Source organism: Methylobacterium sp. AC433 (genome assembly GCF_979253015.1).
In genome coordinates this window covers 1-12,233 of record NZ_CEEDBN010000009.1, presented here as the reverse complement: position 1 = coordinate 12,233, position 12,233 = coordinate 1, and the positions used below count along the sequence as shown (strand labels likewise).

14 protein-coding genes and 1 pseudogene are annotated in these 12,233 nt (G+C 71.0%); 11 read left to right on the top strand and 4 right to left on the bottom strand.

The features are described from left to right. Window positions 1–2: 2 nt before the first annotated feature. The 6 genes from AC0IWM_RS13995 to AC0IWM_RS13970 all read left to right on the top strand — a co-directional run bounded on the left by AC0IWM_RS13995 (window position 3) and on the right by AC0IWM_RS13970 (window position 5,382). Window positions 3–701 carry an LptA/OstA family protein gene (locus AC0IWM_RS13995; RefSeq protein ID WP_471756152.1) on the top strand — a complete coding sequence of 233 codons (699 nt, stop codon included), beginning with the start codon at window positions 3–5 and terminating at the stop codon, window positions 699–701. An 83-nt stretch (window positions 702–784) separates the two neighbouring features. Beyond that, window positions 785–1,573: an LPS export ABC transporter ATP-binding protein gene (lptB, locus tag AC0IWM_RS13990; RefSeq protein WP_243214809.1), complete on the top strand. Its 789-nt coding sequence runs from the start codon at window positions 785–787 to the stop codon at window positions 1,571–1,573. Between the two features lie 367 nt (window positions 1,574–1,940). Then, window positions 1,941–3,503 carry an RNA polymerase factor sigma-54 gene (gene rpoN, locus AC0IWM_RS13985; protein WP_082511408.1) on the top strand — a complete coding sequence of 521 codons (1,563 nt, stop codon included), beginning with the start codon at window positions 1,941–1,943 and terminating at the stop codon, window positions 3,501–3,503. A gap of 340 nt (window positions 3,504–3,843) precedes the next feature. Next, window positions 3,844–4,455: a ribosome hibernation-promoting factor, HPF/YfiA family gene (gene hpf, locus AC0IWM_RS13980; RefSeq protein ID WP_056476544.1), complete on the top strand. Its 612-nt coding sequence runs from the start codon at window positions 3,844–3,846 to the stop codon at window positions 4,453–4,455. A gap of 118 nt (window positions 4,456–4,573) precedes the next feature. Further along, window positions 4,574–5,041, top strand: a complete 468-nt coding sequence (gene ptsN / locus AC0IWM_RS13975; RefSeq protein WP_056476546.1) for a PTS IIA-like nitrogen regulatory protein PtsN — start codon at window positions 4,574–4,576, stop codon at window positions 5,039–5,041. Continuing rightward, complete coding sequence (locus tag AC0IWM_RS13970; RefSeq protein WP_471755916.1) at window positions 5,038–5,382, top strand: hypothetical protein; 345 nt, start codon at window positions 5,038–5,040, stop codon at window positions 5,380–5,382. Before ptsN ends, AC0IWM_RS13970 begins: the two co-directional genes overlap by 4 nt. 40 nt (window positions 5,383–5,422) lie before the next feature. On the opposite strand, the gene AC0IWM_RS13965 is transcribed toward AC0IWM_RS13970, so the two are convergent. From AC0IWM_RS13965 to ftsE, 3 genes are all read right to left on the bottom strand, one after another. After that, the gene (locus AC0IWM_RS13965) at window positions 5,423–6,232 is read right to left on the bottom strand and encodes a YdcF family protein (RefSeq protein ID WP_471755914.1); all 810 of its coding nucleotides are present in this window, start codon (window positions 6,230–6,232) and stop codon (window positions 5,423–5,425) included. Between the two features lie 140 nt (window positions 6,233–6,372). Beyond that, a complete protein-coding gene (locus AC0IWM_RS13960; protein WP_471755912.1) occupies window positions 6,373–7,389 on the bottom strand; it encodes a cell division protein FtsX in 1,017 nt (338 codons plus the stop codon). Beyond that, complete coding sequence (gene ftsE, locus AC0IWM_RS13955; RefSeq protein WP_181259686.1) at window positions 7,386–8,084, bottom strand: cell division ATP-binding protein FtsE; 699 nt, start codon at window positions 8,082–8,084, stop codon at window positions 7,386–7,388. Before ftsE ends, AC0IWM_RS13960 begins: the two co-directional genes overlap by 4 nt. 182 nt (window positions 8,085–8,266) lie before the next feature. Here ftsE and AC0IWM_RS13950 point away from each other — a divergent pair, with 182 nt between their 5' ends. The 5 genes from AC0IWM_RS13950 to AC0IWM_RS13930 all read left to right on the top strand — a co-directional run bounded on the left by AC0IWM_RS13950 (window position 8,267) and on the right by AC0IWM_RS13930 (window position 11,553). After that, complete coding sequence (locus AC0IWM_RS13950) at window positions 8,267–9,070, top strand: zinc-ribbon domain-containing protein (protein WP_471755910.1); 804 nt, start codon at window positions 8,267–8,269, stop codon at window positions 9,068–9,070. A gap of 12 nt (window positions 9,071–9,082) precedes the next feature. Further along, complete coding sequence (hpt, locus tag AC0IWM_RS13945; protein ID WP_056476556.1) at window positions 9,083–9,652, top strand: hypoxanthine phosphoribosyltransferase; 570 nt, start codon at window positions 9,083–9,085, stop codon at window positions 9,650–9,652. 159 nt (window positions 9,653–9,811) lie between these two features. Continuing rightward, window positions 9,812–10,177 (top strand): response regulator, encoded by a 366-nt coding sequence (locus AC0IWM_RS13940; RefSeq protein ID WP_055946868.1) that lies wholly within the window; start codon window positions 9,812–9,814, stop codon window positions 10,175–10,177. 40 nt (window positions 10,178–10,217) lie between these two features. Beyond that, window positions 10,218–11,267: a cysteine synthase A gene (locus AC0IWM_RS13935; protein WP_471755908.1), complete on the top strand. Its 1,050-nt coding sequence runs from the start codon at window positions 10,218–10,220 to the stop codon at window positions 11,265–11,267. A 130-nt stretch (window positions 11,268–11,397) separates the two neighbouring features. Further along, window positions 11,398–11,553, top strand: a complete 156-nt coding sequence (locus AC0IWM_RS13930; RefSeq protein ID WP_156653085.1) for a DUF3309 domain-containing protein — start codon at window positions 11,398–11,400, stop codon at window positions 11,551–11,553. A 9-nt stretch (window positions 11,554–11,562) separates the two neighbouring features. Here the strand turns inward: AC0IWM_RS13930 and AC0IWM_RS13925 are convergent. Continuing rightward, window positions 11,563–12,233 (bottom strand): annotated as a pseudogene (locus AC0IWM_RS13925) (serine protease); the annotation flags it as partial.

Below are 12,233 nucleotides of genomic sequence, written 5' to 3'. Positions count from 1 at the left end.
TGATGGCGGCCGGACCCGCCACGGCGCAGACGCCGCCCGCGGCCCCGCGCAAGGACAAGGCCGCCTCGCCCCTGGGCAATCTCGGCGGTGGCGGCAAGGAGCCGATCAAGATCGACGCCGACCGGCTCGATGTGTTCGACCGCGAGAACAAGGCGATCTTCGCCGGCAACGTCGTCGCCGTGCAGGGCGACAGCACCATCCGCTGCTCCAGCATGACGGTGCGCTACAAGCGCGGCAAGGACAAGAAGGAGCCGGCGGCGGGTGCCGAGCCGGCGAGCCAGGCCGAGCGCGCCGCCGGCCTGAACGAGAACGGCATCCAGCGCGTGGAATGCGCCGGCCCGGTCACCGTGGTGCAGAAGGACCAGATCGCCACCGGCGACAATGCCGTGTTCGACCAGGAGGCCAAGCGCATCGTGGTCACCGGCAATGTCATCCTGAGCCAGTGCCAGAACGTCACCCGGGGCTCGCGCCTCGTCTACGATATGAACACCGGCCGGGCGAACATGGACCCGGTGGCGGGCGGGCGCGTCTCCGCCCTGCTGGTGCCGCAGAAGGAAGATGGAGCCAAGGGCAAGGGCTGCACCCAGATGCCGATCGCCGGGCGCCCGGCCAAGCCCTCTGCCGACAAGCCCTCAGCCGACAAGCCCACCGAGGCCTCCGCCGAGAAGCCGGCCGGCAAGACCCGGGCCCAGACGAATTGAGCGCCGCATCGCCGGCGCCCGCCCTGGCGGAGCGCTCCTCCGACCGCGCCGGCGCGCTGCCGGCGCCCTCCCTGATCCGACGGTTGTTCGGCGGCCGCGCCCGCCGTCGTGCGGCCGAGGCGGCCGCCATCGTCGAGGAGGGGGGCGGCCCGGGCATCCTCTGCGTGCGCGGCCTGCGCAAGAGTTACGGCGCCCGCACCGTGGTGCACGAGGCCGGCCTTACCGTGCGCAACGGCGAGGCGGTCGGCCTCCTCGGCCCCAACGGCGCCGGCAAGACCACGATCTTCTACATGATCACGGGCCTCGTCACGGCCGACCGCGGGACGATCACCCTCGACGGCCTGCCGATCACCCAGTTGCCGATGTACCAGCGTGCCCGCCTCGGCATCGGCTACCTGCCGCAGGAGGCCTCGATCTTCCGCGGCCTCACCGTGGAGGACAACATCCGCGCGGTGCTCGAGGTGGCCGAGCCGGACCGCAAGGAGCGCGCCCGCAAGCTCGAATCGCTGCTCGAGGAATTCGATATCGCCCGCCTGCGCAAGTCGCCGTCCATCGCCCTGTCGGGCGGCGAGCGCCGGCGCTGCGAGATCGCCCGGGCCCTGGCCTCCTCGCCGAGCTTCATGCTCCTCGACGAACCCTTCGCGGGCATCGACCCCATCGCGGTCGGTGACATTCAGGACCTGGTGAAGCACCTGAAGCAGCGCGGCATCGGCGTGCTCATCACCGACCATAACGTGCGCGAGACCCTCGGCCTGATCGACCGGGCCTACATCGCCCATTCGGGCCGCATCCTCACCGAGGGCACGCCCGAGGAGATCGTGGCCAATCCGGAGGCGCGCCGACTCTATCTCGGCGAGGATTTTCGCCTCTAGGCCCTGGGTCCCCGCCTTCGTCGCGGGCTGCGAGCCCTGCGACCGTCTCCGATCCGCAGATTTTTTTGCCGGCTTACGCGGCCGTGCTCCGCCCGTCTCCTTGGTGCGGTGCGGGAATTTCTCCTGATTGCAGAAGCTTTTGTTAGGGCGCGCGATGCGAAGCTTCGGCCGGGGTGGGGCACTCACTCCCGTGCTGCTTTCCTGGCCTGCCTAATTTGGGTGCAAACAAGGGCCGACACACTTTGACGTGCGATCGGGTTGGCGCTAGACCTGGGAGTAGAGAACAGGAAGCAAGATTTGTGCCGAGGCTCGGCTCACGGCGACGTGCGCCGCTGACCTGAGGTGCGACTCACCCGGGGCGACCACCATGAGTCTGCTGCAACGGCTGGAAATGCGCCAGGGGCAAGCCCTGGTGATGACGCCTCAGCTTCTCCAGGCCATCAAGCTCCTCCAACTTTCCCAGCTGGACCTCGCCGCCTACGTCGACGCCGAGCTCGAGCGCAACCCGCTTCTGGAGCGCGCCGAGGGCGAGAGCGAGGTCGAGCGCCCCGCTGCCGAGACGCCTTCGGAATCCTCGGTGGACCGAGACGGCGACGGTGAAGGCGGCGACTTCGACGGGGGCGAGGAGCCCTGGATCGCCACCACGCTGACGGCGAGCGGCGCCGACATGGAGAGCGCCCTCGACACGCGCCTCGACAACGTCTTCTCGGACGAGAACCCCACGCATGCCCGGGAGGCCGCCTCCGGCGACATGCTCTCGCTGACGCCGGCACCCTACGGCAACACCGGCGGCAGCTTCGACGGCGAGGCCCCCGACTTCGAGGCGAGCCTGACCGCCGAGATCTCCCTGCGCGAGCATCTCGGCGCCCAGCTCGATCTCGCCACCCGCGATCCGATGGACCGCCTGATCGGCGGCTTCCTCATCGATGCCGTCGACGATGCCGGCTACCTGCGTGAATCCATCGACGACGTGGCCGAGCGCCTCGGCGCCTCCCTCGACCGGGTCGCCCGGGTGCTGAAGCTGGTCCAGAGCTTCGAGCCGGCCGGCATCGCCGCCCGCGACCTCGCCGAGTGCCTCGCTCTCCAATTGCGCGACCGCGACCGCTTCGACCCGGCCATGCAGGCCCTGGTCTCGCGCCTCGACCTCGTGGCCAAGCGCGACTTCACGGCCCTCCGCCGGCTCTGCGGCGTCGACGACGAGGATCTCGTCGACATGCTGGCGGAGCTGCGCCGGCTCGACCCGAAGCCCGGCCGCGCCTTCGGGGCCCGGGCCGTCGAGGTGCTGATCCCCGACGTGTTCGTGCGCGCCGCGCCCGACGGGTCCTGGCTGGTGGAACTCAACGCCGAGGCCCTGCCGCGGGTGCTGGTCAACCAGAGCTACTATGCCCGCGTATCGCGCGGAGCGGTGGCGGAGGGCGACAAGGCCTTCCTTTCGGAATGCCTGCAGACCGCCAACTGGCTCACCCGCAGCCTGGAGCAGCGGGCCCGCACCATCCTCAAGGTCGCCTCCGAGATCGTGCGCCAGCAGGACGCCTTCTTCCTGCACGGCGTCGCGCACCTGCGCCCGCTCAACCTGAAGACCGTGGCCGAGGCGATCGGCATGCACGAATCCACCGTCTCGCGGGTGACCTCCAACAAGTCGATCGGCACCAGTCGCGGCACGCTCGAGATGAAGTACTTCTTCACCGCCGCGATCCCGGGCGCCGCCGGCACCGCCTCGCACTCCTCCGAGGCCGTGCGCCACCGCATCAAGCAACTCGTCGACGCCGAGGCGCCGAGCGACGTGCTCTCGGACGACGCCCTGGTGCAGCGCCTGCGCGACGAGGGCATCGACATCGCCCGTCGCACCGTCGCCAAGTACCGGGAATCCCTGCGCATCCCCTCCTCGATCGAGCGCCGCCGGGAGCATTTCGCCTATGCGGGGCGGTGACGCGCGTCGGCAGGGCGTACTCTGCGACGGTTGACGCGAAGGCTCGTCGGGCTTGCTGCGGCCGGCGATCGCTCGGCGGTGTCGCGGTCATGGCCGTCAGGGCGCTCATCGTCCCTGGGGCGGCCTTGCCGGCGCCGTCCCACGGACTCGCTTCCGGCCCGTACCCGAGCGTGGACGCGCCAAGCTCCGTCACGACGACGAGGCGGTCTCGGTCGCGCATGACGGATCTGAGGCCGGGACAAGGTCCGGGCCCGGCCTCGCGTTGACTTCTCCGAAAGAGGCTCCTTAACTCAGGTTGCGCCTCACCCAGGGCGTGTCCACAACCAAAATCGGAGGGATCATGGGGTCATTGCGCGTGACGGGCCACGGCCTGGACCTTGGCGAAGCCCTGCGGGGCCGGGTCGAGGAGCGAATGGCTGCCACCCTCTCGAAATATCTCGACAGCCACATGAGCGGGACCTGCTCCGGCCACGTCACCCTGCGCCGAGACGGCACGGCCTACCGCACCGATTGCGTGCTCCACCTCGTATCCGGCCTGACCCTGGAAGCCTCCGGCGCCGCCCACGACGCCCATGCGAGCTTCGAGCAGACGGCGGACCGCCTGGAAAAGCGCCTCCGTCGCTACAAGCACAAGCTGAAGGATCACGGTGCGGCCGGCCATGACGGCGCGACGGTGCAGGCGGCCTACGCGGTGTTCGCCGCCCCGAGCGAGGCCGACGCCATCGACCTCGACGAGGACGAAGCGGACGAGGAGGCGGCGCATCCTCCCGTGGTGGCCGAGAGCACCAAGACCCTGAAGCGCCACTCGGTCAGCGAGGCGGTCACCGCCCTCGACCTCACGGGGGCACCGGTCATCGTGTTCGTTCACGCTGGCACCGGGCGCATCAACGTCGTATACCGCCGCACTGACGGGGCTATCGGCTGGGTCGATCCGGCCGAAGCGGCCTCGTAGGCGCGGGTCGGGAACAGAGCCTGAACCCGCTCGATTGAGTTCAAGGGCCGCCCGGGTGGCCCGACCTTTCATGGAGTGGCGGCCGGTTCGGCCGCCGCCGACGGGGCGACGGTCCTTCATGCCAGTGCTGGAATTCCTCTCTCCGGATTCCGTGGTGCCGTCCCTGCGCGTCCGCGCCAAGAAGTCGATGCTGCAGGAGCTCAGCGCTCACGCGGTGCGTCAGCTTCCGGCCCTGGACGAGCGCGAGGTGTTCGAGACCCTGCTGCAGCGCGAGCGCCTGGGCTCCACCGGCATCGGCGACGGCGTCGCCATCCCGCACGGTAAGCTGCCCGGCCTCGACCGTCTGTTCGGTCTGGTCGCCCGCCTGGAGAAGCCGGTGGATTTCGATGCCCTCGACGGCCAGCCCGTCGACATCGCCTTCCTGCTCCTGGCCCCCGAGGGCGCCGGCGCCGACCACCTGAAGGCCTTGGCCCAGGTCGCCCGCATCCTGCGCGAGCCCGGCATCCTCGAGCGCATCCGCGCTGCCCGCGATGCCAGTGCCCTCTACGCCCTGCTCACCCACACCTCGGCCTCGCAGGCCGCATGACCATGCGCGTCCTGCCCTGTGTGCCCGTCGCGGCCGCCCTCCTGCTCGCCGCCGCGCCCGCCCTGGCGCAGCAGCGCGGCGCCACCGATACGGCCTGTGCCCGCGATGTCCTGGTGGCGAATTCGATGCAGCGCCAGGCCATCGACCAGCTCGAACAGGCCGGCAGCGAGGCGGCCGACCAGTGCCGCGTCTGGCGCAGGCACGTGGAGACCATGCGCCGGGTGGCCAGCGTCTACGGCCGCTGCCTCTCGGGCGCCGAGCGCACGGACCGACTCAATCAGGTCCAGACCTCCGAGAGGGAGTTTTCCGGGATGATCCGGAGCCAGTGCAAGGGTCTCTGAGCAAGGGTCTCCGAGGCGAAGCTTGGTCAGGGCTTCCGGCCTATTCCTGCCCGCGCAACAGCAGCGGTTCGGCGACCATCTTGATCGGCTTGCCGCGTCCGATGAGGATCGCGGCCCGCGAGCGCTCGGGATCGGTCTCGAAGCGGGTCCGGACCCAGGCCACGAGGAACTTCAGGTATTCCGAGGCGAGCAGCTTGGCCGAGGACGGATGGTGCCACCAGCCGTCTGGGTCGAAGCCTTCCGCGATCACCGGATGGGGCACGACGCGGTCGCCGCCCATGAGGGCGTGGTCGAGTTCCACCATCGTACGCGGCATGTGGTAGTTCGAGGTGACCACCGTCACCGTGCTGAAGCGGTGCTGGCGCATCCAGCGTCGGGTCTCGATGGCGTTGCCGATGGTGTTGCGGGCCCGGTAGTCGAGATCGACGCAGCAATCGATCCAGTGCCGCTGGTTCGGGTTGAGGCGGGCGATCTCGTCGCGGCTGGTCCGCTCGTTGACGCCGGTGATCAGGAGGCGCCGGCCGTAGCCGTTGGCCAAAAGGTCGATGGCGTCACCGATGCGCTGGGCGCCCCCGGTGAGCGCCACGATGCCGTCGGCCCGGCCCTGGGGTACGCGCTCGTCTCGCTCCAGGCAGGCGACGAAGGTGAGGAAGCCGCAGAACAGAGCCAGCGCGCCGGCGGCGGCGAGGAAGAGGGTGGCCCGCGCGGTCGGGCTGAGCCCGGTCCGGGCCGCGGGATGTGATCCGGCAGGCGCCGGGGAACGCCGCACCGCCGCGGGTACGCACGATGCGGCGTCGGTCCAGGCCCATCCGAAAGCCTCGGAGGGCCTCATGGTGCCGCTGGCTGACATCCGCCTCGTCATTCCTCCAGAGAGTAGCCCCGATTGGGGCGTTCACGAGGCAAGCATCTCCGCCCGGAAAGGTTCACGAAGGGTTAACGGGATCGGCGGATGGCGTGACAGGGCACGTGCCCCTGTCGCGCGCCGTTCCGTCAAGCCAGGAAGCGCCGCACGGTGAGGCGCGAGACGATGCCGGTGACCACGGAGGCGATGACGCCGATGAGGAGCACGGCGGCGTAGCCGCGCCAGCCGATGTGGAAGGTGCCGAACAGGGCCTCGATCTCCTCGCCGGCCGGGCCCGAGCGCCAGTTGCGCGCCACCAGCCCGGCCAGCGCGAAGGCCGCGATCGCCGCCCCCGAGCCGATGATGCCGCCGCGCAGGCCGAGGCCGAAGAAGCGGCGCTGGAAGGCGCGGGCGATGAAGTCGTCGTTGGCGCCGACGAAGTGCAGCACCTCCACCACCTCCCGGTTGCCCGCCATGGCGCCGCGGGTCGCGAAGACCACGGCGAGACCCGTCGCCACCAGCACCAGCAGGACGATGCCGATGCCGACGCCCACGAAGGTGTTGGCCGCCGTGGAGAGCCGGCGCAGCCAGAGGGCGTGATCGTCCAGGCTCGCCACCCCGGGCAGGGCTTCGGCGAGGGAACCCCGCAGGGGCTTCAGGTCGGGCGCCGTCTCGGCGAGCTTCAGGGTCACGAGGCGCGGCACCGGCAGGTCCGAGAGGTCGAGGCCGCTGCCGAGCCAGGGCTCGAGCAGGCGTTCGGCCTCCGCCTTCGAGAACACCCGCACGGCGGCGATGCCGGGCGTGGCCTTGGCCAGCCCCTCGGCGCGGGCGACGTCGGCGTCGATGTCGCGGCCGGGGCTCGGACGCACCTGGATCGTCACCTCCTGGGCCACCGTGTCCTGCCACTGGACGGCGCTGGAGGCCACGATCTCGGCCGCTCCGGCGCAGAGGGCGGCCAGGAAGGTCAGGATAGCGATGACGGCGGCCAGGGCCCGGCTCGCCGCCGAATCGGTCGGCACCAGGGGCGCGTTGCGGCGCAGGGTCGGGGGCAGGGGGGTGCCGCGCGAGTCCGGCGGGGCCGGAGGCTTCACCGGCGGCCGATCGTCGGTGCGGGTCGGCGCCCGGTGCGTCGGCGCGGCGGGGGGCGTGCCGGTCTCGTCCATCATGCCTCGACCGTCAGGCGGCCGTCGCCGAGGACGAAGCGCCGGGCATCGACGAGGTCCATCAGGGCGAAGTCGTGGGTCGCGATCAGCACGGAGGTCCCCAGCCGGTTGAGCTCGATGAACAGGCGGAGCAGGCGCCGGCCGAGGCCGGGATCGACGTTGCCGGTGGGCTCGTCGGCCAGCAGCAGTTCCGGCCGGGCGATGAGCGCGCGGGCGATGGCGGCGCGCTGCTTCTCGCCGCCCGAGAGCAGGGGCGGCAGCACGTGCATGCGCTCCCCAAGGCCGACCCAGCGCAGGAGTTCGACGACCTCGGCCCGGTAGCTCGTCTCCGACCGGCCCTGCACGCGCAGGGGCAGCGCCACGTTTTCGTAGGTCGTGAGGTGGTCGAGCAGCCGAAAGTCCTGGAAGACCACGCCCATGCGCCGGCGCAGGCCGGTCAGCGCTTCGCTGGAAATGTCGCTGACCTCCTCGCCGAAGACCGAGACGAGGCCGCGCGTGGGGCGCACGGACAGGAGGATCAGGCGCAGCAGGGTGGTCTTGCCCGCGCCGGACGGCCCCGTGAGGAACTGGAACGAGCGCGGCGCGATCTGGAAGCTGACGTCGCTCAGCACTTCCGGCCCGAGACCGTAGCGCATGCCGACGCTCTCGAACTGGACCACAGGCTCTTCGGCCCCGGAGAGGAGCGACTGCGTGTTCACCCGATCCGCCACGATCCCCCCAACGTCCTGCCCTCCAACGTCCTGCCCTCCGAAGACGGCTCCGCACGACTCAACGAACAGCGGCCCGCTTCACGGACGATTAACCGTGTTGACCGAGAACCGTTTGAGTCTTTTTGCCCCCGTCGGCAACCGTCCATCGAGATCCGAGGCCCACGGACGCCATGCTGATCGTCTGCCCGTCCTGTGCCAGCGAATACGAGATCGACGTCGACCGCGTCGGCGCGGACGGGCGCTCGGTGCGCTGCGCGGCCTGTCGCGAGACCTGGTTCATCTCCCCCGACGACGTCTCCGCGGCCCTCGAGGCCGAGATGACCGCCGCCATGATGGCCGCCTCCGAGCTCGGACCCGACGCGGCGCAGGGCCGCGCCTCGGCCCAGGCCGACCTCGATGCCTGGGAATCGGCCCTGGCCGCCGAGCCGGAGCCCGCTGCGGCGCCGTCGGAGGCGTCGCGCCCGCGGACCAGGACGAAGCCCGCGAAGACCAGGCGCCAGGGCTTTCACCTGTCCTCGCCCGGCGCTGTCCTCGGGCTCACCGTGGTGGCGGGGCTCGGTCTCGCCGGTCTCGGACGCGCCACGGTGGTGCGGGCGATGCCCCAGAGCGCCGGGCTCTACGCACGCGTCGGGCTCCCGGTGAACCTGCGCGGCGTCGAGTTTCGCGACGTCGTGGCATTCCAGAGTCCAGGCGAGGGGGCCCAGGGCCAGCTCGTGGTCGAGGGCGACCTCGTCGGCGTCGCCGAGGCCGCGGTGTCACCGATCGAGGTGGAGGTGCGGGACGGGCACGACCAGCCGCTCTATCGCTGGCGCATCGCCCCTCCGCGCACGACCCTCGAGAAGGGCGAGCGCGCGCGCTTCCGGGCGAGCCTGTCGGCGCCACCGGCGCAGGGCCGCTCCGTGCGCGTGCACTTTGCCGCCATGGAGGCGAACGAGTCCGGCCCGAAGGCCGATGCCAGCGCGCCGGCCCCGTGATATGGAACGCGGATGACCAGCACTTCCCGACGCGTCCGCGTCCTCTTCGACGAAACCGCCATCGCCCGGCGCACCGAGGAACTCGCGGCGGCCATCGCCGCTGCCAATCCCGAGAACCTCCTCGTGGTGGCGGTACTCAAGGGCAGCTTCATGTTCGCCGCCGACCTCCTGCGCGCGCTGCACCGGGTCGGGCTGGAGCCGCAGGCCGAGTTCGTCCACCTGTCGAGCTACCGCACCGCCACGGTCTCCTCGGGGCAGGTCGAGATCCTGCGCGACGTGGAGAGCGAGGTGCGCGGGCGCGACGTGCTCCTCGTGGACGACATCCTCGAATCGGGCCGCACCATCGTGTTCGCCAAGGACCTGCTGATGGCACGGGGCGCCAAGCGGGTGCTCACCGCCGTGCTCCTGGAGAAGCCCGGCAAGCGCGCCGTGACCATCGACGCGGATTTCGTCGGCTTCACCTGCCCGGACGTGTTCGTGGTCGGCTACGGCATGGATGTCGCCCATGCCTACCGCCAACTCCCCTTCGTCGGCCTCGTCGATTACGAGAGCCGCGAGCCGGACCTGTTCGGCGGCACCTGAGGCCCGCGTTTCCGCCCTGCGCAGAAATTCACCTTGCGCACGAGAGATTTTGAAACGATTCGGCCCTTAAGGGGCTTGCTGTGTCCGACGATCCCTTGACAGGGCGCGCCGGCGCTTGCGTCACTGAGCGCCCGGATACGAGAGAGACACAGACGCACGATGGCCCGCATCCTCCTGGTGGATGACGAAGAGACGGTGCGAGGCTTCCTCAAGCGGGGCCTCGAGATCGATGGCCATGCCGTGGTCACGGCTACCGACGGCAGCGACGGGCTCGACCGGCTGACCGAGGCGGACGGCGCGTTCGACCTCATGCTCACCGACATCCGCATGCCGCTGATGGACGGCATCGCCCTGGCGCTCGCGGCCAAGCGCGACTTTCCCAACCTCACCATCCTGCTGATGACGGGCTTCGCCGACCAGCGCGAACGCGCCCGCGGCCTCGATGCCATCGTGACCGACGTGCTGACGAAGCCGTTCTCTCTGGCCGACCTGCGCTCCACGGTGAACCGGGCGCTCGCCGCCTGAGACGCGCCGGGTCCGCCGCCACGCCCTCGGAGTCCCGTGCATGACCGTCCACCCTGATCGTTCCCTGCCCGACATCCTCGCGGCCATCGGCGCTACGCCGCTGATCCGCCTGGCGCGCGCGTCGGAGGAGACCGGCTGCACCATCCTGGGCAAGGCGGAGTTCCTGAATCCCGGCCTCTCCGTGAAGGACCGGGCGGCGCTCTCCATCGTGCGCGAGGCCGAGGCCCGCGGTGCGATCCGGCCCGGCGGCACCATCGTGGAGGGCACGGCCGGAAACACCGGGATCGGCCTCGCGCTCGTCGCCTCGGTGCGCGGCTACCGCACGGTCATCGTGATTCCCGAGACGCAGTCGGCCGAGAAGAAGGAGACCCTGCGCCTGGCCGGCGCCCGCCTCGTCGAGGTGCCCGCGGTGCCGTTCGCGAATCCCAACAACTACGTCCATGCCGCCCGCCGGCTGGCCGAGCGCCTCGCCGAGACCGAGCCGGGCGGCGCCTTCTTCGCCGACCAGTTCGACAACGTCGCCAATCGGCAGGCGCATGTGGAGACGACCGGCCCGGAGATCCTGGCGGCGACCGGCGGCGCGGTCGACGGCTTCATCTGCGCGGCCGGGACCGGTGGGACCCTCGCTGGCACCGCCGCGGCCCTGCGCGCCGCGCGGCCCGGCGTGCGGATCGGCCTCGCCGACCCGGAGGGTTCGGCGCTGCACGCCCACTACACCACCGGCACCCTGAAGGCCGAGGGCTCCTCGATCACGGAAGGCATCGGTCAGGGCCGGATCACCCGCAACCTCGCGGGCTTCACGCCGGACGTCTCCTTCCGGATTCCCGACAGCGAGGCCCTCGACATCGTCTTCCGGCTCATGCGCGAGGAGGGCCTCAGCCTCGGCGGCTCGTCCGGCATCAATGTCGCCGGCGCGATCCGGCTCGCCCGGGAGCTCGGGCCGGGGCACACCATCGTGACCATCCTGTGCGACGGCGCGGCCCGCTACGCTTCCAAGCTGTTCAATCCCGCCTTCCTGGCCGAACGAGGCCTGCCGGTGCCGGCCTGGCTCGGTGTCGCGTCCGAGTCCCTGCCGGATTGGCGGGCCTGAGCGCGGGACAGTAAAAATCCCTGCGTTTCCGGGATTATGCCGCATGGACCGTTGAACGGAATCGTCATGGCGACGTTTGTACGGTCAAGCTCAAGCAATTTCGGTTGGGCGCGTGACGGAGTTCCCACCCATGACCCTGACCACCATTCTCCTCATCATCCTGATCCTGATCGTCCTCGGCGGCGGCAACTTCCTCGGCGGCGGCGCCTATCGCGGTCCGAGCTTCGGCCTCGGCGGTCTGCTCGTCATCATCCTGATCGTGCTCCTCGTCACCGGGCGAATCTGACGGTTTCGCTCACGGCTGGCACGTGATGGCCACCACCGCGCCCGCCAGGGCCGCGGCGGCTGCGCCGGACGTGCCGGCCCCTTGCGTGCCGGCGTCTCTCGGTTGCGCTGTCCGCAGACCCGCCGCCCCGAGGAAGCTCGCAAGGGTCGCGGCCGACACCAGGCCGTAGCGCGCCGGCGGCAGGACCCCCGCCACCAGGCGGGGCCGTCCCGGGACCATCGCGACGAGGCCGGCGAGCGCGTCCGAGCGGTCGAGGACCGGAGCGCCCCCCGCGCCGGGCTGAAGCGGCGCCGTGATGCGGGCACTCCCCGCACTATCCCCCAGAATCAACTGGCCCGGTGCCACGGCGACGCCGCCCTCCGCATCGATGGTGAGGGCCGTCACCGGTTCGCCTTCGGCCGGGGTGCTCCCGCGGAGGGCTGGCGTGATCGCGCTGCGACCCGCGAGGGGGCCGGTTTCCAGGATCAGCAGGTCCGCCGTGGCGCCGACGGCGATCCGCGCCGGCTGGCCCGCGACCAGCGGGACCCGGCAGCCTGACAGGGCTGCCGCGCTCGCCAGGACGCGTCCCGGCGCCACGAGGAGGCCGGTCGCGGCCGGGGCCGTACGGCTGCCGGGCACGGGCGGCGGTGTGGGGGCGGGAACGGCGGTCGCGACCGGGGGCGCCGCTGCGGCGGCCCCGG

Bases quoted from the DNA above. Each gene is read 5' to 3' on its own strand.
- AC0IWM_RS13995 (WP_471756152.1), top strand. From the start codon at position 3: ATGGCGGCCGGACCCGCCACGGCGCAGACGCCGCCCGCGGCCCCGCGC.
- rpoN (WP_082511408.1), top strand. From the start codon at position 1,941: ATGAGTCTGCTGCAACGGCTGGAAATGCGCCAGGGGCAAGCCCTGGTG.
- hpf (WP_056476544.1), top strand. From the start codon at position 3,844: ATGGGGTCATTGCGCGTGACGGGCCACGGCCTGGACCTTGGCGAAGCC.
- ptsN (WP_056476546.1), top strand. From the start codon at position 4,574: ATGCCAGTGCTGGAATTCCTCTCTCCGGATTCCGTGGTGCCGTCCCTG.
- AC0IWM_RS13970 (WP_471755916.1), top strand. From the start codon at position 5,038: ATGACCATGCGCGTCCTGCCCTGTGTGCCCGTCGCGGCCGCCCTCCTG.
- AC0IWM_RS13965 (WP_471755914.1), bottom strand. From the start codon at position 6,232: ATGTCAGCCAGCGGCACCATGAGGCCCTCCGAGGCTTTCGGATGGGCC.
- AC0IWM_RS13960 (WP_471755912.1), bottom strand. From the start codon at position 7,389: ATGATGGACGAGACCGGCACGCCCCCCGCCGCGCCGACGCACCGGGCG.
- AC0IWM_RS13950 (WP_471755910.1), top strand. From the start codon at position 8,267: ATGCTGATCGTCTGCCCGTCCTGTGCCAGCGAATACGAGATCGACGTC.
- hpt (WP_056476556.1), top strand. From the start codon at position 9,083: ATGACCAGCACTTCCCGACGCGTCCGCGTCCTCTTCGACGAAACCGCC.
- AC0IWM_RS13940 (WP_055946868.1), top strand. From the start codon at position 9,812: ATGGCCCGCATCCTCCTGGTGGATGACGAAGAGACGGTGCGAGGCTTC.
- AC0IWM_RS13935 (WP_471755908.1), top strand. From the start codon at position 10,218: ATGACCGTCCACCCTGATCGTTCCCTGCCCGACATCCTCGCGGCCATC.
- AC0IWM_RS13930 (WP_156653085.1), top strand. From the start codon at position 11,398: ATGACCCTGACCACCATTCTCCTCATCATCCTGATCCTGATCGTCCTC.